Source organism: Streptococcus sp. HMSC073A12, assembly GCF_001812815.1.
Classification (GTDB): Bacteria; Bacillota; Bacilli; order Lactobacillales; family Streptococcaceae; genus Streptococcus; species Streptococcus vaginalis.
This window is the reverse complement of sequence record NZ_KV810536.1, coordinates 109,141-132,673: the sequence shown is the minus strand read 5'-3', so window position 1 is coordinate 132,673 and position 23,533 is coordinate 109,141. Positions and strand designations below refer to the sequence as shown.

The 23,533-nt window shown below is 40.4% G+C and carries 30 protein-coding genes and 1 pseudogene; all 31 read left to right on the top strand.

What is annotated here, in order from left to right; all coding sequences use genetic code 11:
* The first annotated feature begins 1 nt into the window (after nucleotide 1).
* The 31 genes and pseudogenes from HMPREF2876_RS04775 to HMPREF2876_RS04615 all read left to right on the top strand — a co-directional run bounded on the left by HMPREF2876_RS04775 (nucleotide 2) and on the right by HMPREF2876_RS04615 (nucleotide 23,533).
* Nucleotides 2-292: a hypothetical protein gene (locus tag HMPREF2876_RS04775; protein WP_070584368.1), complete on the top strand. Its 291-nt coding sequence runs from the start codon at nucleotides 2-4 to the stop codon at nucleotides 290-292.
* 88 nt (nucleotides 293-380) lie between these two features.
* A complete protein-coding gene (locus HMPREF2876_RS04770; RefSeq protein ID WP_261674199.1) occupies nucleotides 381-1,301 on the top strand; it encodes a recombinase RecT in 921 nt (306 codons plus the stop codon).
* Entirely contained in the window at nucleotides 1,301-2,131 is an 831-nt protein-coding gene (locus HMPREF2876_RS04765; RefSeq protein ID WP_070584364.1) for a PD-(D/E)XK nuclease-like domain-containing protein, read from the top strand. The genes HMPREF2876_RS04770 and HMPREF2876_RS04765 overlap by 1 nt, the downstream gene beginning before the upstream one ends.
* 153 nt (nucleotides 2,132-2,284) lie before the next feature.
* Nucleotides 2,285-2,560, top strand: coding sequence for a DNA cytosine methyltransferase (locus HMPREF2876_RS10160; RefSeq protein ID WP_083306993.1), 276 nt, complete (start codon nucleotides 2,285-2,287; stop codon nucleotides 2,558-2,560).
* A 13-nt stretch (nucleotides 2,561-2,573) separates the two neighbouring features.
* Nucleotides 2,574-2,906 (top strand): hypothetical protein, encoded by a 333-nt coding sequence (locus HMPREF2876_RS04755; RefSeq protein WP_070584362.1) that lies wholly within the window; start codon nucleotides 2,574-2,576, stop codon nucleotides 2,904-2,906.
* Nucleotides 2,903-3,421: a RuvC family protein gene (locus HMPREF2876_RS04750; RefSeq protein WP_070584360.1), complete on the top strand. Its 519-nt coding sequence runs from the start codon at nucleotides 2,903-2,905 to the stop codon at nucleotides 3,419-3,421. The genes HMPREF2876_RS04755 and HMPREF2876_RS04750 overlap by 4 nt, the downstream gene beginning before the upstream one ends.
* 623 nt (nucleotides 3,422-4,044) lie before the next feature.
* Nucleotides 4,045-4,464 carry a DUF1492 domain-containing protein gene (locus HMPREF2876_RS04735; protein ID WP_070584353.1) on the top strand — a complete coding sequence of 140 codons (420 nt, stop codon included), beginning with the start codon at nucleotides 4,045-4,047 and terminating at the stop codon, nucleotides 4,462-4,464.
* A 129-nt stretch (nucleotides 4,465-4,593) separates the two neighbouring features.
* Nucleotides 4,594-4,932 carry an HNH endonuclease gene (locus HMPREF2876_RS04730; RefSeq protein WP_070584351.1) on the top strand — a complete coding sequence of 113 codons (339 nt, stop codon included), beginning with the start codon at nucleotides 4,594-4,596 and terminating at the stop codon, nucleotides 4,930-4,932.
* Nucleotides 4,933-5,031: 99 nt separating this feature from the next.
* A complete protein-coding gene (locus HMPREF2876_RS04725) occupies nucleotides 5,032-5,394 on the top strand; it encodes a hypothetical protein (protein WP_070584349.1) in 363 nt (120 codons plus the stop codon).
* Nucleotides 5,391-6,656, top strand: coding sequence for a phage portal protein (locus HMPREF2876_RS04720; protein WP_070584347.1), 1,266 nt, complete (start codon nucleotides 5,391-5,393; stop codon nucleotides 6,654-6,656). The genes HMPREF2876_RS04725 and HMPREF2876_RS04720 overlap by 4 nt, the downstream gene beginning before the upstream one ends.
* Entirely contained in the window at nucleotides 6,643-8,043 is a 1,401-nt protein-coding gene (locus HMPREF2876_RS04715; RefSeq protein WP_261674198.1) for a hypothetical protein, read from the top strand. Before HMPREF2876_RS04720 ends, HMPREF2876_RS04715 begins: the two co-directional genes overlap by 14 nt.
* Nucleotides 8,033-8,332 carry a DUF7675 family protein gene (locus tag HMPREF2876_RS04710; protein WP_070584343.1) on the top strand — a complete coding sequence of 100 codons (300 nt, stop codon included), beginning with the start codon at nucleotides 8,033-8,035 and terminating at the stop codon, nucleotides 8,330-8,332. Before HMPREF2876_RS04715 ends, HMPREF2876_RS04710 begins: the two co-directional genes overlap by 11 nt.
* 53 nt (nucleotides 8,333-8,385) lie before the next feature.
* On the top strand, nucleotides 8,386-8,637 hold the full coding sequence (locus HMPREF2876_RS04705; protein WP_070584341.1) for a hypothetical protein: 252 nt from the start codon (nucleotides 8,386-8,388) through the stop codon (nucleotides 8,635-8,637).
* A 2-nt stretch (nucleotides 8,638-8,639) separates the two neighbouring features.
* On the top strand, nucleotides 8,640-8,891 hold the full coding sequence (locus HMPREF2876_RS04700; protein ID WP_003693347.1) for a DUF6275 family protein: 252 nt from the start codon (nucleotides 8,640-8,642) through the stop codon (nucleotides 8,889-8,891).
* A 62-nt stretch (nucleotides 8,892-8,953) separates the two neighbouring features.
* Nucleotides 8,954-10,369 (top strand): DEAD/DEAH box helicase family protein, encoded by a 1,416-nt coding sequence (locus HMPREF2876_RS04695; protein ID WP_070584338.1) that lies wholly within the window; start codon nucleotides 8,954-8,956, stop codon nucleotides 10,367-10,369.
* 75 nt (nucleotides 10,370-10,444) lie between these two features.
* Nucleotides 10,445-10,909 carry a capsid assembly scaffolding protein Gp46 family protein gene (locus HMPREF2876_RS04690; protein WP_070584335.1) on the top strand — a complete coding sequence of 155 codons (465 nt, stop codon included), beginning with the start codon at nucleotides 10,445-10,447 and terminating at the stop codon, nucleotides 10,907-10,909.
* A 3-nt stretch (nucleotides 10,910-10,912) separates the two neighbouring features.
* Entirely contained in the window at nucleotides 10,913-11,803 is an 891-nt protein-coding gene (locus HMPREF2876_RS04685) for a phage major capsid family protein (protein WP_070584334.1), read from the top strand.
* Nucleotide 11,804: 1 nt separating this feature from the next.
* Entirely contained in the window at nucleotides 11,805-12,011 is a 207-nt protein-coding gene (locus tag HMPREF2876_RS04680; protein WP_070584332.1) for a HeH/LEM domain-containing protein, read from the top strand.
* Between the two features lie 5 nt (nucleotides 12,012-12,016).
* Nucleotides 12,017-12,412 carry a phage Gp19/Gp15/Gp42 family protein gene (locus HMPREF2876_RS04675; RefSeq protein ID WP_070584330.1) on the top strand — a complete coding sequence of 132 codons (396 nt, stop codon included), beginning with the start codon at nucleotides 12,017-12,019 and terminating at the stop codon, nucleotides 12,410-12,412.
* The gene (locus HMPREF2876_RS04670) at nucleotides 12,399-12,740 is read left to right on the top strand and encodes a hypothetical protein (RefSeq protein WP_070584328.1); all 342 of its coding nucleotides are present in this window, start codon (nucleotides 12,399-12,401) and stop codon (nucleotides 12,738-12,740) included. The genes HMPREF2876_RS04675 and HMPREF2876_RS04670 overlap by 14 nt, the downstream gene beginning before the upstream one ends.
* Nucleotides 12,730-12,957 (top strand): hypothetical protein, encoded by a 228-nt coding sequence (locus tag HMPREF2876_RS04665; RefSeq protein ID WP_003074804.1) that lies wholly within the window; start codon nucleotides 12,730-12,732, stop codon nucleotides 12,955-12,957. Before HMPREF2876_RS04670 ends, HMPREF2876_RS04665 begins: the two co-directional genes overlap by 11 nt.
* Nucleotides 12,958-13,293: pseudogene (locus HMPREF2876_RS04660) on the top strand (hypothetical protein).
* Nucleotides 13,294-13,308: 15 nt separating this feature from the next.
* Nucleotides 13,309-13,860, top strand: coding sequence for a phage tail tube protein (locus tag HMPREF2876_RS04655; protein ID WP_070584323.1), 552 nt, complete (start codon nucleotides 13,309-13,311; stop codon nucleotides 13,858-13,860).
* Nucleotides 13,861-13,863: 3 nt separating this feature from the next.
* Nucleotides 13,864-14,148: a hypothetical protein gene (locus HMPREF2876_RS04650; protein ID WP_070584320.1), complete on the top strand. Its 285-nt coding sequence runs from the start codon at nucleotides 13,864-13,866 to the stop codon at nucleotides 14,146-14,148.
* A complete protein-coding gene (locus HMPREF2876_RS04645; RefSeq protein ID WP_070584318.1) occupies nucleotides 14,145-14,519 on the top strand; it encodes a DUF5361 domain-containing protein in 375 nt (124 codons plus the stop codon). Before HMPREF2876_RS04650 ends, HMPREF2876_RS04645 begins: the two co-directional genes overlap by 4 nt.
* Nucleotides 14,519-16,957 carry a phage tail protein gene (locus tag HMPREF2876_RS04640; RefSeq protein ID WP_070584316.1) on the top strand — a complete coding sequence of 813 codons (2,439 nt, stop codon included), beginning with the start codon at nucleotides 14,519-14,521 and terminating at the stop codon, nucleotides 16,955-16,957. The genes HMPREF2876_RS04645 and HMPREF2876_RS04640 overlap by 1 nt, the downstream gene beginning before the upstream one ends.
* Nucleotides 16,932-18,470 (top strand): distal tail protein Dit, encoded by a 1,539-nt coding sequence (locus tag HMPREF2876_RS04635; protein ID WP_315940893.1) that lies wholly within the window; start codon nucleotides 16,932-16,934, stop codon nucleotides 18,468-18,470. Before HMPREF2876_RS04640 ends, HMPREF2876_RS04635 begins: the two co-directional genes overlap by 26 nt.
* Nucleotides 18,467-20,542, top strand: a complete 2,076-nt coding sequence (locus HMPREF2876_RS04630) for a phage tail protein (protein ID WP_070584313.1) — start codon at nucleotides 18,467-18,469, stop codon at nucleotides 20,540-20,542. Before HMPREF2876_RS04635 ends, HMPREF2876_RS04630 begins: the two co-directional genes overlap by 4 nt.
* Nucleotides 20,542-22,581, top strand: coding sequence for a DUF859 family phage minor structural protein (locus tag HMPREF2876_RS04625; protein WP_070584311.1), 2,040 nt, complete (start codon nucleotides 20,542-20,544; stop codon nucleotides 22,579-22,581). Before HMPREF2876_RS04630 ends, HMPREF2876_RS04625 begins: the two co-directional genes overlap by 1 nt.
* A gap of 46 nt (nucleotides 22,582-22,627) precedes the next feature.
* Nucleotides 22,628-23,209 carry a DUF1366 domain-containing protein gene (locus tag HMPREF2876_RS04620; RefSeq protein WP_070584308.1) on the top strand — a complete coding sequence of 194 codons (582 nt, stop codon included), beginning with the start codon at nucleotides 22,628-22,630 and terminating at the stop codon, nucleotides 23,207-23,209.
* Between the two features lie 18 nt (nucleotides 23,210-23,227).
* On the top strand, nucleotides 23,228-23,533 hold the full coding sequence (locus HMPREF2876_RS04615; RefSeq protein ID WP_070584305.1) for a DUF7365 family protein: 306 nt from the start codon (nucleotides 23,228-23,230) through the stop codon (nucleotides 23,531-23,533).

Sequence of the window (23,533 nt, the reverse complement as noted above, 5' to 3'; positions counted from 1 at the left end):
CATGGCATATCTACCAGAAGAGCGCGAGACGGTTATCCGCTATGATGAACTGGATAATTGTTGGTATTTTGAAACAAGTGTGCGCAGACATATTACTAAGATTGAAAAGCGTATTGAACTTTATGAAATCTTAGCTGAAGAATTTGATGAAAGAGGTAATCGAATTTACATTCAAGCTAAAATGCTTGAAGCAGATGTTAGTCCGTTTGCCAAGCCGAAACGAAAAATTTCGGCAGAGCAAAAACGGGCACTATCTGAACGTGCTAAAATGCGTTTTAAAGTCTCGAAATAAAGCAAGATGTTATTTCTGACGACCTAAACAATATCGCAGGTATAATTATACCCTTAAACAAAACAAAGTCTGAAAACGACAGTATAACGTGCCAAAACGAAAGGGAAATAAAATGACAAATAATTTAACAAAAGTATCGCACAAAGATTTTTTTAATGCACCGGCAGTAAAAGCGAAATTTCAAGAGGTGTTAAAAGGCAAAGAAAACGAGTTTGTAGCTAGCTTGCTGTCAGTTGTCACAAATAATAACTTGCTGATGAAAGCAAGCAACGAATCTATCATGACTGCAGCGATGAAAGCAGCAGTATTAAACCTGCCGATTGAACCAAGTTTAGGTCAGGCTTACATCGTTCCTTACGGACAAGAAGCACAGTTCCAATTGGGCTACAAAGGACTGATTCAGCTTGCGCAACGGAGCGGAAAGTATAAGAGTATCAACTCGGGTGTTGTCTATAAAGAACAATTCATCTCATACAATCCACTTTTTGAAGAATTAGAAATCGACTTTACGCAGCCGCAAGATGAAGTTATCGGCTACTTTGCAGCTTTTAAACTGCTAAACGGCTTTGAAAAAGTCACTTATTGGACGAAAGAACAAGCGTACGCTCACGGCAAACGATTCTCAAAATCCTTTAATAATGGACCTTGGAAATCAGATTTTGACGCGATGGCACAGAAAACGCTGCTTAAACAAATCATTAGTAAGTATGGTCCGCTGTCAATCGAAATGGAACAAGCGATTGTGGCAGATAACGAAACTGAAAACGAAAAAGCGGCACCAATTGACGTCACCCCGCAAGAAACCGAAAGCCTTGATGACGTTCTTGGAAATCCAACTGTTTCCGAATCGGAAAGTGTTGAGAATCCGCAAGAAACTGCCGAAGAGCCGAAAAATAAAGTGGCTGTTTCCAAAACAGAAACAACCACACCAAAAGTCGACGAAGAAACGGGCGAAGTTTTGGACGGCGAACAAGGCGAATTATTTAAAGAACTTGAGGATTTGATGTGATGGTCGAACTAACGCAAGAGAACTATTATCAAGATACTAGTCGCTTGTCATACTCGCGTTATAAACGCTACAAGCAATGTCAAGCTAAGGCTTACGCGGTTGATAATGGTATCTGGGTAGAAGAGCGTGACGAAACCCCTCTTCTGCTCGGAAACTATGTACACAGCTATTTTGAAAATCCGGAAGCACATGAAAAGTTTATGGCAGAGAATGGCAATAAACTTCTTGCGAAAACTGGCAAGAACAAAGGAAACCTCAAGTCTGACTTTATTATCGGTGACAAGATGATTGAGAGCCTGAAAGATGACGATGGCTTCAATCGCTTATATCATGGCTATCCAAGTGATAAAGTCGAAAAAGAAATGATTGTTTGCGGAGAAATTGAAGGTGTGCCAGTTAAAGGCAAATTAGATAGCGTGAACTTATCAAGAGGTTATTTTGTGGATTTGAAAACCATGAAATCTATCTACTCCGAAGAATGGAACGCAGACCTAAGAAAACGAGTTCCTGCGGCAGTCAATAACATTTTAAACTTTGGCTATCATGGTCAGTTAGGACTGTACAGAGAACTACTCAAACAGATGACGGGGCGAGAGTTTAGACCTCTAATTGTCGCAGTCAGCAAAGAAAACGTGCCCGATAAGGATATTTTAAAAATTGATGAGGACTGGCTAGTAGAGGGTTTGGGCAACCTAAAATCCGACATTGTCGAAGTTTGGAATGTTATACAAGGCAAACAAAAGCCAAAAAAATGCGGACGGTGCGACTATTGCCGAAGCCAGAAGAAACTGAACGCAGTAATCAGCCTAAATGATTTGATAGAAATTTAAAACCAACGAGCCGTGAATCTCGTAAAAAGCGAACTAGAAAGCGTTAGTTTACAATTATGTGACTAACAGACGAATATAGCGACTGCCCGTATTTAGCCAATCTCACAAAATGGCAGTCGCGATTTTTGGAAAAATAAAAACGTGATATGTAATATGAAATTAACACTAAACATTGAACCCAAGCCACAATCACGCCCACGATTTACTAGGCGTTGGAACTCTACCACGACTTACGAAGATGAAAACATGAAAGAGTGGCGCAGAAGATGTAGCAATTTAATAGCTGAAGAATGTTGGCGACTGCAAGGTTTTCCAGATTGGGCGTTTGACAAGGCGCAAGAGGTGAATAGTAATAGTCAACTATACAAGCAAGCAGGAAACAGCGTGACAGTCAACGTTATTGCTGCAATAGTAAAAGAATTGAAATGAAAGGAAGTAAAAAATGCAAAACAAAATCGATATACCAAACACAACAATAACACTCGAAATTGTTGATAAAGTTATCACGGTGACAAACGAAATCAATTATGACATTCAAATGCAATTTAAAAATCAAGATTTAGAAACGTCTTTAGACACAAACGGAGATGTATTCGAACCTCTCTTTTGGCTAGATGTAACGGCTAAACCTAAGGAATCTAGCGAGTATCATTCTAGTTCAGCAGTTAAAGTAGAAAAGCAGAACTTGACAGAATTACAGAAGTTTTTTGAATTTATCGAAGATAACAAGCAAAACCTCTTTAATTTATGTGGATTCAAAGGAGAACTCGAATGAGTAATCTAACACTATCATTAGATGCTTCTACATCTGTGACTGGTTGGGCTGTATTCAACGGCTCAACCCTTGTCCAGAGTGGGGCAATAAAGCCAAAATCAAAATCAAAAACATTCTACGAACGTGGGCGCTTGATGACTAATAAGTTAAAGATGATTCAGCTACGAGCTATAGAATCTTACAAAAAGCCATTTGATTATATTGTGATTGAAAAAAATAACGTTATGGGCTCGAATCAACAATCTATGATGAGCATAGGGATTGTAACAGGAATGATTTTAAGTAGATTAGTTGCAGATGAGGTTTACTTTGTAAACGTGTCAACGTGGCGGAAACATTGGAAGTTTAGCTACAAAGACCGCAGCAAGAAGTCAATGAAAAAACAATCTATCGAGACTGTCGAGCGAGAGTTTAATAAGACTGTCAAAGATGATGAAGCAGATGCCATTCTGATCGGTTCGTACTTTGTTAATGGCGGACTAGAATCAGGGAAATTAGAGCATCATAGTAATTGAGGTAGAACATGACTAAAATACCATACACAAAAGAAAGTGCACGCAAGCTATGGACAGAGGCGAGAGATAAATATCAGAATCAATTGGATTCTAAGACAAGGAAGAATTCGCATTCGCACGAAATGCACGAAACGATACTAGAAGATAGATGGCTGAAATATCGGATACGTTTCTGTAACGATAGAATAAAAGAGTTGAGTTGAGGTGAGGCAACAAAATGAGAAACAGGCCAAAGCGCTATCCATACTCACGTAATCAGTGGAAAAAAGTCGTATCAAAAGTTTACGCATTTAATGGCGTTGAATATGCTAGATTTGTAAAATTGGAAAATAGAATTACAGGAGAAGTAAGAGATGTTTGATTTTTTAGACAAAATGAAATATGAATTGAAATCATTATTTGAAAGAATTATAACGAACACAAGAAGATTCTTCTGCAAGCATTATTACGTTAAGATACATGGTCGTTGGCTATTTTGTTATGTGGAGTGCAAAAAATGCGGCCGTGTAAAAAAAGAAAAACCATACATGACGATTCACGAAAAGTAAAAAAAGCCGAGCGCACACTCGACCCCTTAGTTATAAATTTCACAACACTATTATAACATAAAAAGGAGATTGAGAGTGAGCAAAGCGAAAGCTATTTTAAAAGACTTGAGGAATTTAGATCTGTACATCGCGAGTTTAATTAGACGTAGAGACAAAATTGAAGCTTCGCTTTTGTCTAGTCAGAAATTCTCTGCAGATAAAGTTTCTGGAGGAATTAAGCGTAAGCAAGATGATGTATATGTTGAGTTGCTAACGACTGCACAAGACATTGAACGCAAAACTGTTGAAGCTTTGAAGAAGCAAAGAGAACTGCAAGATTTAATCGATGGGCTGGATAACTCTGATAGTCAAACAATTTTGAGTATGGTCTATGTTGATAAAATGACGCGTTGGCAAGTAATGGACGAACTCAATTGTAGTGAGAGCACATACTTTAGATTGTTGCGTATAGCCACTAAAGAATTAAACAATCTGACAGTAAATGACAGTGATTGACAGTAAATAACAATAATGACAGCATTTGACAGTGCATGACAGTTTCAACGTGCTATTATAGTATCATCAAGAAAACAGGGGTGAGGTGCTATTGAGTACCCCGCCCCTGTTAATTTCCAAGAGGTGCGCATGGCTAATCTAAGAGCTGATAAGAGTGGACCGCATAGAGTTGCGTTTGAGAAGAATAAGAAGCGGTTGCTGAAATCAAGTACACACTGTGGCATCTGTGGACGACTGGTCAATAAGAAATTGAAGTATCCTGACCCGATGAGTCCTGTGATAGACCACATCGTTCCTATAGCCAAAGGTGGTCATCCGTCAGCTATAGAGAATCTACAGTTGGCGCATTGGCAATGCAATCGACAGAAGTCTGATAAATTGTATGCAGAAGAACGTGTAACAGGTTCTGCAGTGATTGGCAATCGTAATTTGCCACAAAGTTGTGATTGGATTAGATATAAAGGGTAGAAAGTCCAAGAAGGGGGGTGACCCCCTACCCTTGGCAAGCGCGGAGCTTCACGCCGTCACTGTACATTTTTTCTCGCGTTAGGATTTGAAAGGTAAAAAATGAAGAAAATCAAGTGTTCAATTTGTGGTAAAAAGTTTGAACCCACATCCAGCAGGTCGAAATATTGCAGTGAGAAATGCCGTAAGGACGGGGCCAGAGAGAATCAGCGGAAGTTGATGAAGAAAAAGCGTGCGGCTAAAAAACAGGAAAAAAACAAGAAAGTTAATCCTAACATTTTGCCGGTTAAAAAACGCAAAAAAAGTAAAAATTTGCTAAAACACTATCGAGATTTTAAAAAGCGGATTTTGGCCAACGAGGAAAAATTTAACTTTGTCAGCAGAACATTGGTCGAAGGTATCGAAGTGCACGAAGATAACTTTGAGCAACTAGTAACCGAAAAAATAAAGGAGCAATCAAAATGAATTACTATGGAATGGGCTATCTTAGGAGAAAACTAGCCCTCTATCAATTGGGCGTCAAAAAGCGCTATCGATATTATGCGATGGCAGATAGAGAAGCCTCTCGCAGTATTGTTATGCCAGATAATGTACGAGATATGTATAGGTCAGTTTTAGGATGGACAGCCCACGGAGTGGATGCACTGGCCGATCGGATTATTTTCCGTGAATTTGCAGATGACGACTTTAATGCGACAGAAATTTTTAATGCTAACAATCCAGATATTCTGTTTGATACAGCTATTCAGTCCGCCTTGATTGCATCTTGTTGCTTTGTGTATATCATGCCTGGCAATCAGGATGAGATACCTAGAATGCAGATCATTGAAGCCAGTCGAGCGACTGGGATTTTAAATCCAACAACCTTTTTACTGACAGAAGGCTATGCGGTCTTAGAACAAGATGAGTATGGTGTGCCAACTCTTGAAGCGTATTTTACGCAGGACGCAACCTGGTATTATCCAAAGTATGGTAAGGAATACTTTGTTAGCAATCCTACTGGTCAACCGTTATTGGTTCCTATTATTCATCGTCCGGATGCGGTACGTCCATTTGGTCGTAGTCGTATTACGCAAGCTGGTATGTACCAGCAAAAAGCTGCTAAACGTACGCTAGAGCGGTCGGAAGTAACGGCAGAGTTCTATTCGTTTCCTCAAAAATATGTGTTAGGGCTTAGTCAAGAAGCAGAGCCGATGGAAAAGTGGAAAGCGACTGTGTCAAGCTTATTACAGTTTACCAAAGACGAAGACGGAGACAGTCCAACGGTTGGTCAATTTACAACAGCTAGCATGTCACCGTTCATTGACCAGCTTAAGATGTATGCCGCTTTGTTTGCAGGCGGTACAGGCTTGACTATGGATGACTTGGGTTTTCCGTCTGATAATCCATCATCAGTAGAGGCCATCAAAGCTGCTCACGAGAATTTGAGGGCGGCTGGAAGAAAAGCGCAGCGGTCATTTGCATCGGGCTTGCTAAATACGGCATATGTGGCAGTGTGCTTGCGGGATGAGTTCCCATACTTGCGCAACCAATTTATGGCAACATCAGTCAAATGGGAGCCACTCTTTGAGGCAGACGCAAACACATTGACTATGATTGGTGATGGTGCTATTAAGCTCAATCAAGCCATTCCTGGATTCGTTGGAAGTGATACTATCCGTGATTTGACGGGTATTAAGGCATCAGATGGGTCAGTTTCCGCAGTAGGTGGTGATGGCAATGGTTGAGGACGTCGTCCCTGGACTACTCAAGCAAATCAAGAAAGATTTCGAGCGTGGTCAGCTTAGTAGTTCAACGATTAAAGGGCTACTCGATAAACTTGGACAGAAACAAGCAAACTATTTAGATGCAAATGACTACGCTATAGAAATTGGCGGAATTCTTTCTAAAGTTCTAGGAAGCTCTCTAAGCAACGACACATTGCCAGACGGTAAAATGTATTACAATATTGCAAAACGCCTCTTAGAAGACACGTTAGGGCGGAATTATGAACTTGTGAGTAGTTATGCTAGTGATGTTCAGAAACAATTGAATGAACGCGCTAATATTCACCTCAAAACACAAATACCTGCATTGAATCAGGATAGAATTGATGGAATCGTCAATCGTGTTTCTTCTGAACAGGATTTTGATGATATTAAGTGGATTTTGCAAGAACCAATTGTTAATTTTACTCAAAGCATTGTGGATGATAGTATTGAGAAAAATGCAGAATTTCATCACAAGGCAGGATTGCAACCTGAAATTGTTAGAAAGTCAGTCGCTAAGTGCTGTGATTGGTGTCAAGAGGTTCAAGGTATCTATAAATATCCACGAGTTCCAAAAGATATTTATCGGAGACATCAACACTGCCGTTGCATAGTTGATTATGACCCTAAAAATGGGAAAGTTCAGGATGTTTGGAGTAAAATATGGCGGAAACAAAAGGATAGTGATAAGATTAAAGAAAGGAAAGGGTTAAACAAAGAAGAGAATATCAGCGTTGTTAGAAAAAGCGCGTTGCAACATGGAATTAAAGTTAATCCTATCAAGAGATCTAAAGTAAAAAAGACTGAAGAAGCAATTATTAAAGCTGTTGGAGGGGGAGACCAGACAAAGGGGTCTTGCTCTTCTCTTGCGCTGGCCTATATTGGCAATAAAGCAGGTTTTGATGTTTTGGATTATCGTGATGGAAAAAGCAGAACTTTTTTTGCAAGCATGCTAAACATCAAAAACATTAGTGAGTTGCCGAGTGTTCATTCGCATGTTGTTGCAGATACAAACGACTTTACTGCTGTGAAAAAATTAATTGGTCAAATGCAAGATGACAAAGAATATTATTTAGCAACAGGAAAGCATGCGGCAATTGTGCGAAAAAAAGAGGGGCGGTTCCAATACTTGGAATTGCAAGCTCCTTTTGAAGGTAACGGGTTTAAACCTATAACCAATGCAGTTTTAAAAGAGCGCTTTGGTTGTCAACGTTCTCATTCAGTGTATGGACAAAAATTACAAGTTCCGAATGTATTAATAGATTCTGATAGTTTAGGAGAAAATGAAGAATTTCAAAAGATTCTAGGATTTATTAATACTAAGAAAGGTCAGCAAAATAAAGGAGATAAGGGCTATGTCAAATAACGATGATTTTTTAGAAGAACTATCTGAATTAGCTAATCAAGAAGATGACAGAATATGGTCTGAATCTCATTTAGATGGTTATAGTGACTTTTATAAAGAAAATGAAGCTTCGAAAGTTTGGTGGATTGATAAACTAGATGCTATAGGTGAGCATTTGTTTAGTTTTGACCAGAAAAAAATCTACAACTTGTTTGTGGACTATCCACATAATATGATGGACAAGGAAGTTGAAATTTTTGATAAAGAAAATCCGTATTGGAAAGAATTTTTATCAAATAGAAAAAAATAATCAGAATGGCGCTCGAAAGGGTGCTTTTATTATGCTTAAAAAGGAGAAAGAAAATGAAATACAGAAAGAAACCTGTGGTGATTGAAGCGGTAAAATGGACAGGGAACAACGTCAGAGACCTTGCTAATTTTATGGGTGAGTCACAAATTAACTATGAAATAGAAACTCGTAAAATGTTCATCAGAACATTAGAAGGGATTATGGAAGCATCGGTCGGCGATTACATTATCAAAGGCGTGCAAGGTGAATTTTATCCATGCAAGCCGGATATCTTTGCTGAAACATACGAAAAAACGGAGGAATAAAAATGTTAGAAAAAGCAAAACAATTAGCATCACAAGAATTTTCGCGTCTTTCAGGCCGTGAAATTAAAGCAGAAGAATGCTTTATCGTCTGGTTTAGTAAAACCTTGCAGAATTGGAAGGCCCTTGTCAGCACGAATGCAATTTCATCAAACGAGAAGTGCGGTGACTATGCAGAAATTACTCATAACGGTGATAAGAAAGAAACTTATGTAGATGTATATGCAAAAGTTTCAAATCGGGCTATTAAAGATTAGGAGGTGATCCAATGTCTCCCAGCGATAGGGTTATCATGCGATGACGATTGAAAGGAAAGGTTATGGTTACTAAAACTAAGATTAGATTTGGCAATCAGCATCCTACTCAATCGGTAACTTTACATTATACTTATAGCTTGGCTCAGGAAGCCATAGAGTTTTATCAAAAGTCTGGTCGGGATTGTTATCCTTGGCAAGTATCTTTGCTTGAAGCTATTATGGCCATAAATGATGACGGTCTGTGGGTGCATCAAAAGTTTGGTTATGCTATCTCTCGACGAAACGGTAAGACAGAAGATGTCTATATTGTGGAGTTGTGGGGTCTGCATAAAGGACTTAGAATCCTGCACACCGCTCATCGTATCAGTACGTCCCATTCATCTTTTGAGAAACTTAAAAAGTATTTGGAAGACATGGGCTATGTGGACGGTGAGGACTTTGTTTCAAACAAAGCAAAGGGACAAGAGCGTATTGAGTTCAAGGAAACTGGAGCGGTTATCCAATTCCGTACCAGGACATCAAATGGTGGTCTGGGTGAGGGATTTGACCTGCTTATCATTGATGAAGCCCAAGAGTACACTGCAGAACAGGAATCAGCTCTCAAGTACACGGTAACAGATAGCGAGAATCCGATGACTATCATGTGCGGGACGCCGCCAACGATGGTATCAACAGGAACTGTCTTTGCTAGTTACCGCAAAAAAGTATTGGCTGGCAACAGCGAGTATTCAGGATGGGCAGAATGGTCTGTTGAGAAAATCCACGACATCAACGACATGGATGCTTGGTACTTGACGAATCCGTCAATGGGTTATCATCTCAACGAACGGAAGATTAAAGTCGAACTCGGAGATGACGAATTGGATCATAATATCCAGCGTCTGGGCTATTGGCCGACCTTCAATCAGAAATCAGCTATCTCAGAAAAAGAATGGTATGACCTTAAGGTTGAACTAATGCCTGGACTTAAAGGTAAGCTCTTTGTTGGAATCAAGTACGGACAAGACGGGACAAATGTTGCAATGGCAATTGCTGTGCGGACGGATGACAAGCGAATATTTGTTGAAAATATTGATTGTGTCTCTATTCGGAATGGCATGCAGTGGATTATCAATTTTCTCAAATCTGCAGACATTGAGAAAATTGTTGTCGACGGTGCAAGCGGACAAGAACTGCTAGCAGCAGAGATGAAAGAATTTGGAATCCAGAAACCAATCTTGCCAACAGTCAAGGAAATTATCACGGCTAATTCGCTTTGGGAACAGTCGATTGTGCAGCAAACGCTTTGTCACAATGACCAGCCTTCGCTGACTGCAGTTGTGACCAATTGTGATAAACGCAACATTGGCTCAAATGGCGGCTTTGGCTATAAGTCGCTATATGACGACCGAGATATCAGTTTAATGGACAGCGCTTTGCTGGCGCACTGGGCATGTTATACAACGAAGCCTCGTAAAAAGCAAAAAAGTTATTACTAAGTGAGTGCCGCAAGGTGCTTTTTTTAGTGCACAAAATTACCGAACTGCCGGGAAAGCAGGAGAAAGGATATTTATATGTCAGATTTTACAGCAATCACTACACAAGAAGAGCTTGACACAATTGTGAAGGCGCGCTTGGCTCGTGAGAAAGAAAAGTACGCAGATTATGACCAGCTCAAAACTCGTGTGAGTGATTTGGAAAAAGAAAACGGTGTGCTGAAGTCAGCAGCTGAAGCAAGCAAGAATAGTGCTGCAGATTACGATAAACAAATCGCAGATTTGAAGAAACAGGTAGCTAGTTATGAGACAGCAAGCTTGCGTACTCGTATTGCTTTGCAAAATGGTCTGCCAATTGACCTTGCGGATAGACTGCAAGGAAACGATGAGGAGAGCCTGAAAGCTGACGCAGAGCGTTTGGCCAGTTTCGTGAAGCCGGCTGAACCAAAGGCACCACCAAAATCAAATGAGCCGAATGTCGGTTCAGAAAATGACGAAGATGCAGCACTAAAAGGAATGCTGCGAAATATGAGAGGAGAATAATTTATGGCAACATTGCAATCAGGGGATATGTTCCCTGTACAAACAGTACAAGATATTTTTAGCAAAGTAAAAGGGCATTCAACCCTTGCGAAACTTACCACACAAGAACCTATTCCATTTACTGGTACAGAAACATTTGTATTCAACCTTGAAGGAAACACTGAAATTGTAGGTGAAGGAAATCCTTCAAGTGCTGGAAATGCAACTATGAAACCAAAAGTGATCAAACCAGTTTTAATTACTTATCAAGCACGGGTTTCGGAAGAATTTGTACATTGTTCAGAAGAAAAACAATTATCATATCTTAAATCATTTATTGATGGTTTGGCTAAGAAAGTGGCACAAGCAATTGATATTGCTTCTTTCCATGGTTTAGAACCCAAATCGATGACAGATGCTTCTTTTAAATCGACCAACTCGTTTTATGGCTTAATTACAGGAAATGTAGTAACTTTTGAAGCGGATAAAATTGATGAAAATATTGATGCTGCTGTTGCGACTATTACAGCAAATGATTGTGAAGTGAACGGAATTGCGTTATCTCCGGCAGCAGGAGCCGCGCTTGGTAAAATCAAAGTAAACGGAGTAGTTCAATATCCTGAATACCGCTTTGGTCAAAATCCCGATTCATTTTACGGAATGAAGTCTGATGTTAATAAAACATTGACAACTGTTGCAAGTACAGCTAAAAAAGACCATGTTATCGTGGGAGATTTTGAAAATGCGGTGAAGTGGGGATATGCAGAAAATATTCCACTTGAAATTATTGAATACGGCGACCCTGACGGAGCAGGTCGAGACTTGAAACGTTATCGAGAAGTATGCCTGCGTACAGAAGTATATGCTGGTTGGGGAATTCTTGATGAGCAAGCATTTGCTCGTGTGGAGGCTTAATATGGAATATATTAATAAAGAAACTCTTGCAAGTATTGAAACAGACTGCGAACTTGGCGGGGATTGGGTCCCCGCTTCGGAGCTTAAAGAGGATTATAAGCTGACTGTTCCTGAAATCAAGTCTAAACTTGATGAACTTGGAATTGAATACGATAGCAAAGCAGTGAAATCAGACTTGATTGCCTTATTAGAACAACACGAAGGGTAAAAGATATGAAGAACTTTGCAACAGTAGATGAGCTGCAGGAATTGTGGCGACCTTTAAAGCTTGATGAACAAAAACGAGCTGAGGCACTGTTGAAAGTTGTCTCTGCTTCGTTGCGTGTTGAAGCTGAAAAGGTTGGTAAAGACTTAGACAAATTGTTTGTAGCCAATGAATCGTATGCCTATGTTGTTAAGTCTGTAGTAGTGGATGTTGTGGCTAGAACTTTGATGACTTCAACAGATCAAGAACCGATGACACAAGTTTCTGAGGGCGCTCTGGGGTACACTTGGAGTGGCTCTTATCTTGTGCCAGGCGGTGGTCTGTTTATCAAAGATTCAGAACTAAAACGACTTGGTTTTAAAAAACAAAGATATGGGGCGATTGATATTTATGGTACGGATTAAAGGTATCACCGTGACCTTAATCGATAAGGTCAAGACGGGTCAGGATGATTTTGGTCACTCAATCTTTGAAGATAAGGAAATCGAAGTTGAGAATGTGCTAGTCAGTCCAACTACATCAGACGATATTACAACACAGCTTAATTTAACCGGTCGAAAGGCAGCCTATACATTAGCTATTCCGAAAGGTGATACTCATGATTGGGAGAACAAAGAGGTACGTTTTTTTGGAAAACGTTGGCAGGTATTTGGCCTTCCACTTGAGGGAATTGAAGATTTAATCCCACTTGACTGGAACAAGAAAGTGACGGTAGAACGGTATGAAATTTAAACTGAATCGTGCGGGTGTAGCTGATTTGATGAAATCAGGAGCTATGCAAACTGTTTTGAACAAACATGCTAGCAATATCAAAAATCGGTGTGGTGATGGATACGAGCAGGATGTCTATGTCGGGCGTAATCGTGCAAATGCTATGGTGAGCGCTAAGACAACCAAAGCTAAAAAAGATAATCTAAAAAACAATACTTTACTCAAGGCGGTGCGTTAAATGATTGAAATTATTATTAAAAAATATCTTGACGGTCATTTACATGTACCGTCTTTTTTTGAACATGAAACAAAAATGCCTGATAGTTTTATCTTGATTGAAAAGACTAGTGGCAGTGAGCGAAACCATTCTAAATCGGCAACTTTTGCTTTTTAAAGTTATGCAAGCTCTATGCAGAAAGCAGCAGAACTGAATGAAAAAGTCAAAGAAGTTGTTAAAGAAATGGTTGAGCTCAATTCCATTAGTGGCGTTCATCTCAATAGTGATTATAATTATACAGACACGGAAACAAAGCGATACAGATATCAAGCAGTATTTGATATCAATTATTTTTAAAAAAGGAGAAATTATATGTCTAAATCATCAAATGTGACAACGGCAAAACCTAAGGTCGGAGGTGCAATTTATTCAGCCCCTCTTGGTACAGAATTGCCTACAGATGCAACAGCTACACTCAATGCAGCTTTTAAATCATTGGGCTACATCTCAGAGGACGGACTTACTAACACGAATAGCCCAGAATCGGAAGATATTAAGGCCTGGGGTGGCGATGTGGTCAACTCTTCTCAAACTGAGAAAAAGGATACGTTTGGTTTTACACTAATTGAAGCGCTAAACTTAGCGGTGCTTAAAGAAATTTATGGAGATACTAACGTAACGGGAGAACTAGCAACAGGTATCACTGTCAAAGCAAATTCTACTGAATTAAAAGAACATTGTCTTGTTGTGGAGGTTATCCTTAAAGGTGGTGTACTCAAACGTATTGTTATTCCACAAGGAAAAGTGACCGAAATCGGAGAAGTAGCCTACAAAGACGGTGAAACGGTAGGTTATGAGACAACTGTTACTGCGTTTCCTGATAAAGAAGGGAACACGCACTATGAATATATTAAAGGAGCTTAATAGATGTCAAAATCAATTAAAGGTACGACTACATCAGGTTTTTCGTTTGAAATTTCAAGTGAACGTTTAAGCAACTATGAACTAGTAGAAGCAATCGCAGAAGTGGATACGAATCCTCTTGTGTTGCCTAAATTGCTAAAACTTTTACTAGGCGATCAAGCATATGCTTTGAAAGAGCATGTGCGTGATGAAAACGGTCTTGTGCCAATGGACAAAATGGGAGAAGCTATTAAAGAAATCTTTGAAGCTCAAAACAAGGTAAAAAAATTGCCCTCCTCGCCAAAATGATACAAGCAGATGAAGACGCATTGATTTGCGACCTTGCTGAGGTGTATAACATATACGATTATAGACAGTTGCCTGCTTATCAGGTAGCTGTTTTTTCTTATGGTCTCAGAGAAGATTCTCGTATTAAGTTAGTGATGTCTGGACAAAGAGTGTCATTTGATACTCTTTTACAAGCCAGCATTTTAGATAGGCTTTCCCTGCTTACATGGTTTAAAACCAAAGATGGGCAAAAAGGGAACAATAGACCTGTTTCTATTACGGAGAAATTAACCGCAATAGAAAAAGAAAGCAATGAAATGGTCTTTATTTCTGGCGAGGAATTTGAAAAAGCGAAAGCAAAAATTTTAAACAAGACTGGAGGTGAGAACTAGTGGCAACAGAATTAGGACAAGCTTATGTGCAGATTATGCCATCTGCTAAAGGTATTAGTGGAGCGATTCAAAACGCTATTTCACCGGAAGCTAGTGCAGCAGGTAAAAGCGCTGGGTCAACCCTTGGATCTACTCTTGTAAAGGCCGTAACGGGTGTTATTGCCGCAGCTGGCATCGGTAAGGCTTTTACTGCAGCTCTGTCAGAGGGGGCAGCTCTTCAACAATCACTTGGAGGAATCGAAACTCTCTTCAAGGGTTCGGCTGATAAGGTCAAAGCCTATGCAAATGAGGCTTATCGCACTACCGGACTGTCCGCTAATGCTTACATGGAAAATGTAACTGGCTTCTCTGCTAGTCTCTTGCAGTCTTTGGGTGGAGATACCGAAAAAGCTGCAGATGTGGCTAATATGGCCATGGTTGATATGTCTGATAATGCCAACAAAATGGGTACATCTATGGATCGTATTCAAGATGCCTATCAAGGATTTGCTAAGCAAAACTATACCATGCTAGATAACCTTAAACTTGGTTATGGTGGTACTAAAACGGAAATGGAACGCTTACTGGCAGATGCTACTAAACTGACGGGTGTTAAATATGACATCAATAATCTTTCAGACGTTTATAGCGCCATCCACGCTATTCAGAAGAATCTGGATATTACTGGGACAACTGCAAAGGAAGCGTCAACAACTTTCACAGGCTCTTTTGAATCCATGAAAGCAGCTGCTCAGAATGTGCTTGGAAAATTGGCTTTGGGTGAAGATATCAAGCCATCTCTTGAAGCGTTATTGAATTCAACAGAAACATTCCTTATTGGAAATCTTGCACCGATGATTGGAAATATTCTAGCACAGCTACCAACACTATTAATGGGCACTTTAAAAGGGGTTTTCACAAAATTATTCGGAGAAGGAATTGGGAGTGCACTAGCTGGAGTATTAACAACTTTGGCAGGTGCATTTGCTGGTTTTAAACTTTTTTCAGTATTTTCTGGACTCCTTTCTGGTTTACCAGGGATTATTGCAACAGTTAAAACTGCGGTGACGGGCTTCTTTGCACTTCTTAGCGCGAATCCAATAGGCATTGTAATTACTGCTATTGGTGCTTTGGTTGCAGGTCTAGTATATTTCTTCACTCAAACAGAAACAGGTAAAGCAATATTCCAAGATTTCATGACATGGCTATCAGCAACATGGAATGAATTAGTACCAGTGCTTACTGAAGTATGGAACAATATAGTTACAGCGGCTACTACTGCATGGAATGCAATGGTTGAGTTTGTTTCGCCTATCATTCAATCGGTTGTTGACTTTATCAAATCTGTCTGGGATGGTATCTCGGCTTGGTGGTCTGAAAATCAAGGATTGATTCAACAAACTTTTGAAACTGTATGGAACGCAATCCAGACGGTAATTCAGACTGTTATGCCAATTATTCAATCTATTATTGAAACCGCAATGAATATCCTTGCTCCTTTTATTGAGACAACATGGAACAATATTTGCACGGTTGTTACGACTGTCTGGGAATTGATTAAGATTGCTATTCAGACAGCTATGGACGTTATTGGTGGAATCATTACGGCTGTTATGGCTGTTATCAATGGTGATTGGGAAACTGCATGGAACGCTATAAAGAGCGTTGGGGAATCAATCTGGAATGGATTGTCCGCTGCAGGGCAAGCTATCTTTGATGGATTTTCTCAGATATTGTCTAACATCTGGGAAACTATTAAAAGTGTAGCAAGTTCTGCGTGGGAAACTTTAAAAGCTAGCGTACTAAGTATCATTGACGGTCTGGTATCTGGAGCACAAAATGCATGGGATACCATGTCAAATGCCGTATCTACGTTAGTAAGTAATGTGACTGGATTTTTTGATCAGTTGTGGAACATCAATCTTTTCAGCGCTGGTCAAGCAATCCTTCAAGGGTTCTTGGATGGATTGCAGTCGGTGTGGTCTTCTGTAACTGACTTCGTTGGTGGTATTGCTGGTTGGATCGCTGACCATAAAGGACCTATCGAATATGACCGGAAATTGTTGATTCCTGCAGGTAATGCAATCATGAAAGGGTTAGACCAAGGATTGCAAGATCAATTTAAGGATGTTAAACAAACGGTCGGAGGCATGGCTGGTGAAATTTATGATAGCTTTGGAACAGTAACATTTGATACCAACTTTTCTGACATCGATAAGGCAAGTGCTCAACTAACTTTATCAAATAATCGACTAGCTTCTCAATCAAATACAGATTCTAGTCAAGATTATGATTACAAAGACGTAATGGATATTTTAGCTAAATTAGCTAATCGACCTACTGTAGTATTGGTTCAAGCCAACAAGCAAGAAATTGCTAAAATCTACGCTGAACCAGTTGCAGAAGAACAGGCAAAACGACAAGCAATTCTAAATGCTGTCGATGGATTGGGGTGGTAAATTGGTAAAAGTAACTTTTAATGGTGTAGAGCTAACAAAATGGATTACTGTTTTGGACGGCTTTACACTTCTTGACGGCGCAGACTATGAACCGATATTCCGAGATTACGAAACAATAGACGGTTCTGAATATGTTTACTCTCGCAAGAAAAGTAAAAAGATTTCGGTACCTTTTTATGTCAAGTACGAGTCTATGGACAACCACGATGACCTGCAGAAGGTTCTCAACGTAAGCGAACCCAAAGAATTAACATTTAGTATTGCGCCGGATCGCGTTTTCTATGCTATTCCAACAGGAAATTTGGACTTTAAAGAAATCAAATTAAATGGCAAAGGCACTATTACTTTTGTTATTTCGGACGGTCTAGCCCATGCTAAGAATCCGGAATATTTTGAGTTCAAGAAGAACGCGCAAGGTGTGCTAGAAGCTGAAATTATAAATAATGGTAGCGCAGAGATTCCGGTCAACTACCGAATCAAGCTCAAACATGAATCGGGCTATGTTGGCATTGTCAGCCAATATGGAGCTATGCAATTTGGAAAAATTGAAGAAACGGATTTAGTGGAAGAAAAGAAAAATGTCCTCTTGGCCGCAAATGGCAAAGGGGACTTTAACAACTGGACAGACGGCTCTATTTTTCACGAAAATCAAAATAAGAGGGTGGTTACAAAAATGTCTGCTGATTCTTCTTTTGGTGGACGTTTGGGATTGCTGCCGGCTAATTTTACAAATACAGCTAATGGGGCGTATTTTGGAGCGGTTAAAGAATTGAAACTCTCTGAACAAGCTAAAGATTGGTACATCTGGGCTCGCGCTTGGTTTGAAACAGGTTTAGTTAGTCAGACAGGAGCTTGGTGTTTGTCGGTAGTAGATAGTGAGAATAAGTTTATCGCTGGTATGGCCATTGAAAAAAGTGAACGAGCACGAAATAAGGCACTCGTTCTTTTTCTCATGGGTGATGGTGCTGGCGGTAGTCGGGTTGTCAAATCTATCGAGTTCTCGCCGACCCTTTGGGTAAAGGATAACCCATATAGCTTAGAGGGTAAAGACCAAAACCGAAACATGTTTGACTTACGCAAACAAGGAGATAAAGTCACCTACTTTTGGTATGGCGGCTATCATTCTTTCTTCGAATCAAGGATTAAGGATAAACAAGCTTCCAAAGTGCAGTTTTTTGTCGGTCAATATAAAGGGGGCAACTCAACTATCAATCAGTTAGTTACGCACCATTATTTGAATGACTTCTCCTTTTACAAATTGAACGTGCCGTTTTGGCGCGATGTCCCCAATCGTTATCCAACAGGGGCAGAACTGTTTATTGACGCAACAGGAGAAGTAAATCCAGAAGAAAAGGGGCGCTTGTATGTCAATAACTTGTTAGCTCCTGACGACGAAATATTGGGAACGGACTACTTTAAAGTGCCGCCCGGCAAAACAAAAGTACAGTTGCTTGTGTCTAGTTTTGCGGAAGTAGAGAGCGCACGAGCAGAAATTGAGGAGGCTTGGATTTGAGTAAAAGAAATGTACGAATTGCCATCCGTGATACAACCGACAGCCATAATGTCGGTTTTTTTGATAATAAGAGTGGTATCAAATATAACTCTGCCAATCTAACGCAGTTTTTAAAAGGCGCTTGTAGTGTCCTTGTGCTGACTTATCACTCAAAGAAAATGATTGCTCAAAGTGGACAAAAGTTAGCTTTTCGATTTAAAGATAAGGACTTTTGGCTGAATATTAACAGCGTCAAGAAAACGGGCTATAAGATTGAGTTAACAGCTTACTCATTGAGTTTGGAAGCGAACAAAGAAAAGCGTGGCCCACACAAACCAGCCAATGCCATGACCATTAAGCAGTACATCGATTACTACGACCCTGAACACTCATTTGAGATTGGAATCAACGAAGTAGCAGACAAGTCTATCAAGCTAGAGTGGAGCGGAACAGACACGATTCTGGCTCGTCTTTATTCGGTCGCCAATAGTTTTGGCGCAGAGCTGGAATTTGTCACAGAGCTAAATGATGATTACTCGCTGAAACGTCATGTGGTTAATATTTACCGCGAGGGGAATCTCGGCAAAGACAAGACGGGTATGCCAGTTCGTGTGGGTGAAAAGCTGAAAGTCATCAATTACTCGGACAACATGGATGACTTTTATACCGGGATTCGTCGTACTGGTAAAGACGGTCTGACGATTGCTGGGCTAAATAAAAAAATCTATGACGACAAGGGAAATTTACTCTTTTACAGTAGCGGTGATACACTCTACGCACCGCAGGCAAGAGATAAATACCCGTCTATTGCTCGAAAGACGAATGACGGGTATATCGTCAACGAAGATAGCGAAACTGAACACGAAAATAAAGAAGCGCTGTTTGGTTACATGCTGTCTGAACTCAAAAAGCACTGTGAATTAAAAGTAGATTATGAAGTAGAGGGCGCAGTAGATGGTAGCATCGGTGACAGAAAGACGCTGATTGATGCACGGCACTTTGACCCGCCACTTTATGTGCAAGCCCGAATCAGCGAACAGACAGAAGCTCTCCTAGAGACAAGCAATGTCAAAACCACCTTATCAAACTACGTTCGCAAGTCGAGCCAGATTGCCAACGAGCTATTGCAAAGAGTTGAGCAGTTGGCGCTCGAAGCAGCGCCCTACACAATTAAACTTGCGACCAATAACGGGATTGTCTTTAAGAACAATCAAGGACAATCAACAATCTATCCGAGCTTAAAGAGAGGCCAGAAGCCAGTTGAGTGTACGTGGAAATGGTTAGTTGATAATCAAGGATTTGGCACATCTCCAACTTTTGAAGTTCAGGCGGCTGGCATGTCCAGTAAGCTAGTGTTGACAGCTATTGCCTTGATTGATGGAAAAGAGGTTGCCAGAGAGCAAGTTACTTTTACCAACGTCAATGATGGGAAAAATGGCTCAGACGGTAAGTCTATTACGGTTACTAAGGCTGAAAAGCAAGCGGACGGGGTGAAAGTCACCTTTAGCGATAATAAGTCTATTGTTGTTCCAAAAGGTGATAAGGGAGCGATAGACGAAGAGAAGCTCAAAGAAATCGAACAGAACATCAACTCAAAAGCTGATGGTGTTTTAACTCAAGAGCAAATAAATGCTTTAAATGAAAAAAACAGCATTATGCGGGCTGAACTGGAAGCCAAAGCCAGTCTTGGTACCTTAAATAAGGCAATCGCGGAGTACAAGAGCTACACACTGCAAAACAACAAAGACAAGGCGAAGTCGGAAAAAGATTTGATCTCCCTTAATCAACGACTGGTTGAAAATATTAGAAATTTAAAGGAATTAGCCGAGCGCTGGAACTTTCTTGATAAATATTTTCAAGTCGGAAACGAGGGTATCGTCTTTGGTGAACAGAACGGAAATACTTGTGCAAAAATGAGTAATAATAGATTCTCGATATTCTCCGCAGGTACCGAAGTTATGTATATATCGCAAGGAACGCTATTTATCGAAAACGGTATTTTCTCTAAATCGATTCAAATCGGGCGTTTTAGAGAAGAACAGTACCACTTAAATCTTGACATGAACGTAATTAGATATGTAGGAGGTATTTAATGGCAAGAGCAACATTTAGTGGAGCTTACGGACACAATTTACAAATAGAAATTGTGTCAGGATGGAACAAGCAAATTGTTGAAGGTAACTACTCAATAGTTAATGTGCAAGTTCGATTGATTGCTAACGGATATGCTGCTTTGTGGGGCGCCGGAGGAAAAACTTTAACCATAAATGTAGGAGGTGCATCTAAGCAGGTATCAATTGATGCTAGCATATCACAAGGCCAAACAAAAGGAATTTATGCAGAAGATTTTCAAGTGCCTCACAACCCGGATGGCACAAAATCTGTTTATATAACTGCTAGACTTGATATAAATCAAGGTAATTATGGTTGGGGGGCGGCAGGTATTTATGTGCCTTTAGCCAATATCGCAAGAGCCAGCACGGGTTCGCCTGCTAATGGCGTTATAGGGCAACCTATCGCGCTCAATATTTCCCGACATAGCGATGTCTTTAAACATTCTATTTGGGTCAAATTCGGAACTTATGACAAAAAGATTGCAGGCGATAACATAGACACATCGTTTACGTGGACGCCCGAAATGTCTATGTGTAACGAAATTCCAAATGCCAGTAGTGGTTATGGCACGTTAACCTATATCACATATAGTGGCGGAATCGAAATTGGCAGGAATACTCAACCGGTTACGCTATCTGTACCAGATAATATCAAGCCAACTTTGACAGGCTTTACTTTAACGGACACCAATACCGCAGCAGCTAGCGTTGTGCCGGGCGAGCAAGCCTTTATTCAAATCTTGTCTAATATTAAGGTCAATTTTGGGCAAATGACAGGCGCTTACGGTTCAACGATTACAGGTTATTACGCAGAAATTGTCGGCAAGAACCAGTCTACAACAACGCAGGGTGGCACTCTTGGAATCATGAACTATACAGGCAATGTGACAATTAGAGCTAGCGTGACCGATAGCCGAGGACGTACTAGTAACACGATTGAGAGAACGGTCAACATTCTAGAATACTTCGCACCAATTCTGAACATATCTGCTGCACGTTCGGGCGCGCAATCTAGCACTTTAACAATTACGCGCAATGCTAAAGTCGCCCCGCTAACCGTAAACGGTGTGCAAAAAAACCAAATGAAGTTAACATTTAAAGTTGCCAAATTTGGCTCGAATGATTATAAGGTTGACACAGGCTCAGCGGGTGGCACATGGACGACTGTATCTAGTCTAGTCAATTCAAACGCTAATTTACAAGGCGAGTATGCCGCTAACAGCTCTTGGACTGTACTGGGTATATTAGAAGACAAGTTCACAAGTAGTGAGTTCGCAGTTAATGTTGCGACCGAGCAAGTGGTGTTGTCTTATGATAGATATGGCATTGGTGTTGGTAAAATACGAGAGCGTGGAGCGCTTGACGTCAAGGGAAACACATATATTGACGGGTTCTTGCGGCATTGTATTGAACGGTCTGGTAACGTTAGCACGAACGACCTTATCGAAGGTGGTGACGCTTGGACGAATAAGGATACACCAAACAATGACTGGGGTGTCTTAGAAACATTTAAGATAGGTAACGTATCGGAAAAAGAAGCGACTCAACGTTTTACCCATAGGAATGGGGGTAAAGTCTGGTATCGTTATAGACATTATCAGACTGGCAACTGGACACCTTGGGTTGTGGAAGGAATCGACAATTTTTATCCTATTGGCTCTATCTACCAGTCCACCGCGCCAACTAATCCCACGACATTTATGGGTGGTGTTTGGGAACGTTTTGGTAACGGCAGGGTGCTAGTTGGCGTTGATGAGGCAGACGCAGACTTTAACACAGCTAATAAGACAGGCGGCGAGAAAACTCACACTTTGACAATTGACGAAATGCCGTCACACAGCCACAGACAATATGTTTCGGCTAACAACGGCAACGACTCGATACGTAGAGACTGGAGTTCTGACGGAGCTAGTAAAGCCTACGACCAAGGAATGAATACAGGCGCGGCTGGTGGAGATAAGCCACACAACAACTTGCAGCCTTACATCACAATATATCGCTGGCGCAGAACAGCGTAAAAAATCCCTTACTAGATAGAGGATAATATTTACAAAAGGAGGAAAAATGAAACTAGAATTTTTAAGTAAATCAGTAGACTATAAAGGCGGAGAACCTTACAAAACTCGTGTTGTTCTAGGTAACTCAGAAGGTGCTATTTATCCAGTGTTTTTTGCTCCGGACGCCATAGCAGAAGAAGCGGGCGTGCTGTACAAACGGGCAATGGATACCGTTTTGATGGAGAATTTTCCCGACAAGGGACAGAATGAGAAATTAAATAAAATCGACGAACAATTGGCAGAAAACAAAAAAGCTGCCGGAGACAATCAGAAGAAAGTGGCAGACATTAAAGCTTTGACAGATGTGTTGGTTTCTGTTGCTATATCTGTGCAGGGTGGTATGGATAGAACAGCATATTCTAAAGTTGCCGCCCTTATAGCTCCTCTTACGCAATACAAACGTTACACAAACGGAGATATTGTGGCTATGTCTTATCCGTTTGATGCAAATCCAAAATGGCCGCAAGGGGTAGCGACTATTTTTAAATTCACCACTCGCGAAGGTGATGGATATACGTACAAGGGACAAAGTGTTGAAGAAATGCTGCAGAAAGGTTCTTTGAGTGTTGTTATGCCAAAACTTAATTAAATTTTGAAAGGAGGACATATGCCAGAAAAAGAGCTTATGCACTGGCTTATCACGGTTGTTTTTCCTGTGCTGGTTACGGGTGCTAGTTTTTATGTAGCATCAAAAAACCGCACGGCAGACCTAGAACACAGACTGACAGAGCTTGAGGTTATTAATCGGCAACAGGAGAAAACAATCGATAGTCACAATAGACGACTTGATAAGCAGGAAGAAGAACAAAAAATCACGTTAGCTTTGGTTGAGCGCATTGATAGTCTTAGTCGTAACATTAACGACTTAAAAAATGATATGAGCGAAATCAAGGACACTATTGGAAAATTATAA

Excerpts from the sequence above, each read along its gene's own strand:
- HMPREF2876_RS04775 (WP_070584368.1), top strand. The coding sequence starts at position 2 with ATGGCATATCTACCAGAAGAGCGCGAGACGGTTATCCGCTATGATGAA.
- HMPREF2876_RS04765 (WP_070584364.1), top strand. The coding sequence starts at position 1,301 with ATGGTCGAACTAACGCAAGAGAACTATTATCAAGATACTAGTCGCTTG.
- HMPREF2876_RS10160 (WP_083306993.1), top strand. The coding sequence starts at position 2,285 with ATGAAATTAACACTAAACATTGAACCCAAGCCACAATCACGCCCACGA.
- HMPREF2876_RS04755 (WP_070584362.1), top strand. The coding sequence starts at position 2,574 with ATGCAAAACAAAATCGATATACCAAACACAACAATAACACTCGAAATT.
- HMPREF2876_RS04750 (WP_070584360.1), top strand. The coding sequence starts at position 2,903 with ATGAGTAATCTAACACTATCATTAGATGCTTCTACATCTGTGACTGGT.
- HMPREF2876_RS04730 (WP_070584351.1), top strand. The coding sequence starts at position 4,594 with ATGGCTAATCTAAGAGCTGATAAGAGTGGACCGCATAGAGTTGCGTTT.
- HMPREF2876_RS04725 (WP_070584349.1), top strand. The coding sequence starts at position 5,032 with ATGAAGAAAATCAAGTGTTCAATTTGTGGTAAAAAGTTTGAACCCACA.
- HMPREF2876_RS04720 (WP_070584347.1), top strand. The coding sequence starts at position 5,391 with ATGAATTACTATGGAATGGGCTATCTTAGGAGAAAACTAGCCCTCTAT.
- HMPREF2876_RS04715 (WP_261674198.1), top strand. The coding sequence starts at position 6,643 with ATGGCAATGGTTGAGGACGTCGTCCCTGGACTACTCAAGCAAATCAAG.
- HMPREF2876_RS04710 (WP_070584343.1), top strand. The coding sequence starts at position 8,033 with ATGTCAAATAACGATGATTTTTTAGAAGAACTATCTGAATTAGCTAAT.
- HMPREF2876_RS04705 (WP_070584341.1), top strand. The coding sequence starts at position 8,386 with ATGAAATACAGAAAGAAACCTGTGGTGATTGAAGCGGTAAAATGGACA.
- HMPREF2876_RS04700 (WP_003693347.1), top strand. The coding sequence starts at position 8,640 with ATGTTAGAAAAAGCAAAACAATTAGCATCACAAGAATTTTCGCGTCTT.
- HMPREF2876_RS04695 (WP_070584338.1), top strand. The coding sequence starts at position 8,954 with ATGGTTACTAAAACTAAGATTAGATTTGGCAATCAGCATCCTACTCAA.
- HMPREF2876_RS04690 (WP_070584335.1), top strand. The coding sequence starts at position 10,445 with ATGTCAGATTTTACAGCAATCACTACACAAGAAGAGCTTGACACAATT.
- HMPREF2876_RS04685 (WP_070584334.1), top strand. The coding sequence starts at position 10,913 with ATGGCAACATTGCAATCAGGGGATATGTTCCCTGTACAAACAGTACAA.
- HMPREF2876_RS04680 (WP_070584332.1), top strand. The coding sequence starts at position 11,805 with ATGGAATATATTAATAAAGAAACTCTTGCAAGTATTGAAACAGACTGC.
- HMPREF2876_RS04675 (WP_070584330.1), top strand. The coding sequence starts at position 12,017 with ATGAAGAACTTTGCAACAGTAGATGAGCTGCAGGAATTGTGGCGACCT.
- HMPREF2876_RS04670 (WP_070584328.1), top strand. The coding sequence starts at position 12,399 with ATGGTACGGATTAAAGGTATCACCGTGACCTTAATCGATAAGGTCAAG.
- HMPREF2876_RS04665 (WP_003074804.1), top strand. The coding sequence starts at position 12,730 with ATGAAATTTAAACTGAATCGTGCGGGTGTAGCTGATTTGATGAAATCA.
- HMPREF2876_RS04655 (WP_070584323.1), top strand. The coding sequence starts at position 13,309 with ATGTCTAAATCATCAAATGTGACAACGGCAAAACCTAAGGTCGGAGGT.
- HMPREF2876_RS04650 (WP_070584320.1), top strand. The coding sequence starts at position 13,864 with ATGTCAAAATCAATTAAAGGTACGACTACATCAGGTTTTTCGTTTGAA.
- HMPREF2876_RS04645 (WP_070584318.1), top strand. The coding sequence starts at position 14,145 with ATGATACAAGCAGATGAAGACGCATTGATTTGCGACCTTGCTGAGGTG.
- HMPREF2876_RS04635 (WP_315940893.1), top strand. The coding sequence starts at position 16,932 with ATGCTGTCGATGGATTGGGGTGGTAAATTGGTAAAAGTAACTTTTAAT.
- HMPREF2876_RS04625 (WP_070584311.1), top strand. The coding sequence starts at position 20,542 with ATGGCAAGAGCAACATTTAGTGGAGCTTACGGACACAATTTACAAATA.
- HMPREF2876_RS04620 (WP_070584308.1), top strand. The coding sequence starts at position 22,628 with ATGAAACTAGAATTTTTAAGTAAATCAGTAGACTATAAAGGCGGAGAA.
- HMPREF2876_RS04615 (WP_070584305.1), top strand. The coding sequence starts at position 23,228 with ATGCCAGAAAAAGAGCTTATGCACTGGCTTATCACGGTTGTTTTTCCT.